The organism is uncultured Campylobacter sp., assembly GCF_937997535.1.
Classification (GTDB): domain Bacteria; phylum Campylobacterota; class Campylobacteria; order Campylobacterales; family Campylobacteraceae; genus Campylobacter_B.
On sequence record NZ_CALKTT010000071.1, the window covers coordinates 1 to 3,249 of the forward strand.

Here is a 3,249-nt window from a genome sequence, read left to right on the forward strand (position 1 = left end):
TGAAAAAGCCGTAAAAAAGGGCTTTTAAAAAAATCAAAAAACTAAAAATAGGGGGAAAATTTGGTGGGTGGTGTCCTGCGTTGGATTCGAACCAACGACCCCCTCATTAAAAGTGAGATGCTCTACCTACTGAGCTAGCAAGACATCGTAAGAAGTGGCGCGACGAATGGGGCTCGAACCCACGACCTCCGCCGTGACAGGGCGGCATTCTAACCAGCTGAACTACCGTCGCACCAAAAATCACACTCGCAGCGCAAGTGCTCAAAGAAGTATGAAATCCAATGATTTCAAAATGGTGGTCGCTGTAGGGATCGAACCTGCGACATCCACCTTGTAAGGGTGGCGCTCTACCAGCTGAGCTAAGCGACCATTTGGGTTTAAAAAAGAAATGTGATTATATATCTAATACGATTAATTTTCACTTAAACAATGATGAAAAGACTGAAATTGTGCTATACTTGCGACATAAAATTTTATCAAAGGCTCGGTAAATTTAGATGAAAAAGTTGGTTTTCGCCCTGTTTTTAGCGCTTCAAGCCCCCGCTTACTCGCCGAACGAGATCGTAAACGCCATCGCCGCAGTAGCGCAAAACGAAGGGGTAAAGCCTGAAATTTTATACACTATCGTCAAAATCGAAAGCGACTTCGAGCCCTACACGATCTCCTTTTTGACAAACAAAGCAAACGCCGATTATTTCGCAGGTCTGCGCAATCAAAATATCCGCATCAAAACGAGCAACTATAGCCTAAATTCCAGCAAATGGGTCGTTACGATCATACCGGCAAACGAAATTTACGCCGTGCAGATCGCAAAGTACCTGTACGAGGATGGCTTTAGCATCGACGTAGGGCTTGGGCAGCTAAACGCCGTAAATTTCAGCCAAAATGAGATCGATTATATATTCAACCCGATGTACAACCTCACCAAATGCGCCAAGATCCTGCGCAAATGCTGGAACGCCAAAAATAAAAATATAAAAGACACGATCGAGTGCTACAACTACGGCATGCGAAAACGCTACTCAAACCCTTACTACAAACGCTTTTACGAGCATTACGAGAAATTTTTCGGCAAGCCCTATTAAGAGTTAGTAAAATTTCGCTAAAATCGTGCAAATTTTAAAAAAGGATATTTCATGATACTGATCGCAGGACCCTGCGTGATCGAAAGCCGCGAGCTGATAATGCAAGTTGCGGAAAGTTTGCGCAAATTTAACGAAATGAGCGGGGTGGAATTTTACTTCAAAAGCAGCTTCGATAAAGCCAACCGCACCAGCATCTCAAGCTTCCGCGGCCCGGGGCTGCAGCGCGGCTGCGAAATTTTAGCCGAAGTAAAGGAAAAGTTCGGCTATAAAATTTTAACCGACATCCACGAAAGCTACCAGGCAGAGCCCGTCGCGCGCGTCGCCGACGTGCTGCAAATACCTGCGTTTTTGTGCCGCCAAACCGACCTACTCGTCGCCGCAGCCAGCACGCAAGCGGTAGTAAACATCAAAAAAGGTCAGTTTTTATCGCCACAGGCGATGAAACACAGCGTCGAAAAGGTGCTGCAAACCCGCAGCGCACGGGCTTATACTCCGCAAAGCGGTGCGGCATCTAGCGATACAAAGGCCGCTCAAAACAGCGCCTGCTACGACGATGCCGAAATTTGCGGCGCGCAAAGCGGCGCCCAAGGCGGTGCGGATAGCGGATCTTCGGCACTAGGCGCGCAAAATTCTTGCGGCGCACGATCGGACGCACAAAATTTTATTCATACTTGCGGCGCTAAAAGCGGTGCTGAAAATGCTGCTAAAGGTACGGCTACACCTTGTGCCGCACAAAGCGATAACAAAAGCGAAGCGCAAAGCGCTTTGCAGCCAAACTTCTCTCATACTTGCAACGCGCAAGACAGCTCGATAAGTGCCGCGCAAAACGCCTCGCAGCCGAGCGGCGAAGGGATGCACGATCTGGCACGCCGCCACGGCGTTTGGCTCACCGAGCGCGGCAGTACCTTCGGCTACGGAAATTTGATCGTCGATATGCGCTCGCTGCCGATTATGCGCGAGTTTGCGCCGGTCATTTTCGACGCTACGCACAGCGTGCAGATGCCTAGTATCGGCGCTACGAGCGGCGGCGACTCGCGCTTCGTACCGTATCTCGCGCGAGCGGCGGCGGCCGTGGGCGTGGACGGTTTTTTTTACGAAACGCACCCAGATCCCGCTCACGCGCTTTCAGACGGGCCGAATATGCTAAATCTACAGCAGCTAGAGCGCATCGTAGCGCAGACGCTCGCGATTCAAAAAGCGCTCGGATTTTAGAGCGGGCGGCTATAAAATTTCAAATTAGGCTAGCGAGTTTAAATTTTAATTTCGCACCGTTGCGCACGCTAGCCACTTTTTCGCACTTTGCGCTAACGAATTTTATATTCGTACGGACGAGCTTCAACCGTAGCGAGTTTGCATATCGCACGCTAAAAATTTCAAATGTATTGCGATAAAATTTAGTGCATTTATAAATTTACCCTGCGAGCTTCATTAAGCCTTAGGGCTTTGATAAAATTTATGCGACATAGGGCGATCGCCAGGCCACAAGCGGGGCAATTTCGCTGCGCTAAATTTACAATTTTAAAAGCCTAGTGCGCAGAATTTAACCATAAATTTTGCGCTGAATTTCGCAGCCGACAAAGTAAAATTTAATCTAAATTTACGCACAAATTCCGATTGCCCAATCCGCATTACACGAGCTGCCGCCGCATAAAATTTAAGTCAAGATTAATGAGGCGGGGATATAATTTAAGCCTAAAATTCTTTTAAAGGATATTTATGGGTTACGTAGAGTCTAACCTTCTAAATAGCGAAAATGTGATTGCTAAAGCCAAAATTTACTGGGCGGTTTTTATCTCCGCTATCGTCATATTGATTCCCGCGATAGTTGGAATCATAAATAAAGACGATAGACTTTCATTCATATGCTTTGGCGGTTTTATAGCGGCGCTAATTCACGGGTTTATTGTTTTAAAAACAAACGAGCTCGCTATCACGAATCAACGTATAATCGGCAAAAAGGGTCTTATTAGCCGTGAAACGGTGGAGCTAAAATATGAAAAAATCGAAAGCATATCCGTAATGCAGAGTATCTTGGGGCGAATTTTAAAATTCGGCACCATAGTGGTGCGGGGCACCGGCGGCACCGCGGTTAGCTTCCAATTTATCGCTAATCCCGTAGCGTTTAAAAACAAGGCGATGGAAAAGATAGGCTAGGCTTCACCTT

The 3,249-nt window shown here is 47.1% G+C and carries 2 protein-coding genes, 3 tRNA genes and 2 pseudogenes; 4 read left to right on the top strand and 3 right to left on the bottom strand.

Annotated features, from left to right (window positions below):
• Window positions 1-68 precede the first annotated feature (68 nt).
• From Q0117_RS06695 to Q0117_RS06705, 3 genes are all read right to left on the bottom strand, one after another.
• A tRNA-Lys gene (locus tag Q0117_RS06695) sits at window positions 69-144 on the bottom strand.
• Between the two features lie 11 nt (window positions 145-155).
• A tRNA-Asp gene (locus Q0117_RS06700) sits at window positions 156-232 on the bottom strand.
• Window positions 233-293: 61 nt separating this feature from the next.
• Window positions 294-369 (bottom strand) — tRNA-Val (locus Q0117_RS06705).
• A gap of 128 nt (window positions 370-497) precedes the next feature.
• On the opposite strand from Q0117_RS06705, the gene Q0117_RS06710 reads away from it, so the two are divergent.
• The 4 genes and pseudogenes from Q0117_RS06710 (at window position 498) to Q0117_RS06725 (ending at window position 3,239) form a co-directional block, all read left to right on the top strand.
• Window positions 498-1,085, top strand: coding sequence for a transglycosylase SLT domain-containing protein (locus tag Q0117_RS06710; RefSeq protein ID WP_297881650.1), 588 nt, complete (start codon window positions 498-500; stop codon window positions 1,083-1,085).
• 51 nt (window positions 1,086-1,136) lie between these two features.
• Window positions 1,137-1,484, top strand: a pseudogene (locus Q0117_RS06715) (3-deoxy-8-phosphooctulonate synthase); the annotation flags it as partial.
• A gap of 447 nt (window positions 1,485-1,931) precedes the next feature.
• Window positions 1,932-2,297: pseudogene (locus Q0117_RS06720) on the top strand (3-deoxy-8-phosphooctulonate synthase); the annotation flags it as partial.
• A 504-nt stretch (window positions 2,298-2,801) separates the two neighbouring features.
• On the top strand, window positions 2,802-3,239 hold the full coding sequence (locus Q0117_RS06725; RefSeq protein WP_297923982.1) for a PH domain-containing protein: 438 nt from the start codon (window positions 2,802-2,804) through the stop codon (window positions 3,237-3,239).
• Window positions 3,240-3,249: the final 10 nt, after the last annotated feature.

Excerpts from the sequence above, each read along its gene's own strand:
- Q0117_RS06725 (WP_297923982.1), top strand. The coding sequence starts at position 2,802 with ATGGGTTACGTAGAGTCTAACCTTCTAAATAGCGAAAATGTGATTGCT.
- Q0117_RS06710 (WP_297881650.1), top strand. The coding sequence starts at position 498 with ATGAAAAAGTTGGTTTTCGCCCTGTTTTTAGCGCTTCAAGCCCCCGCT.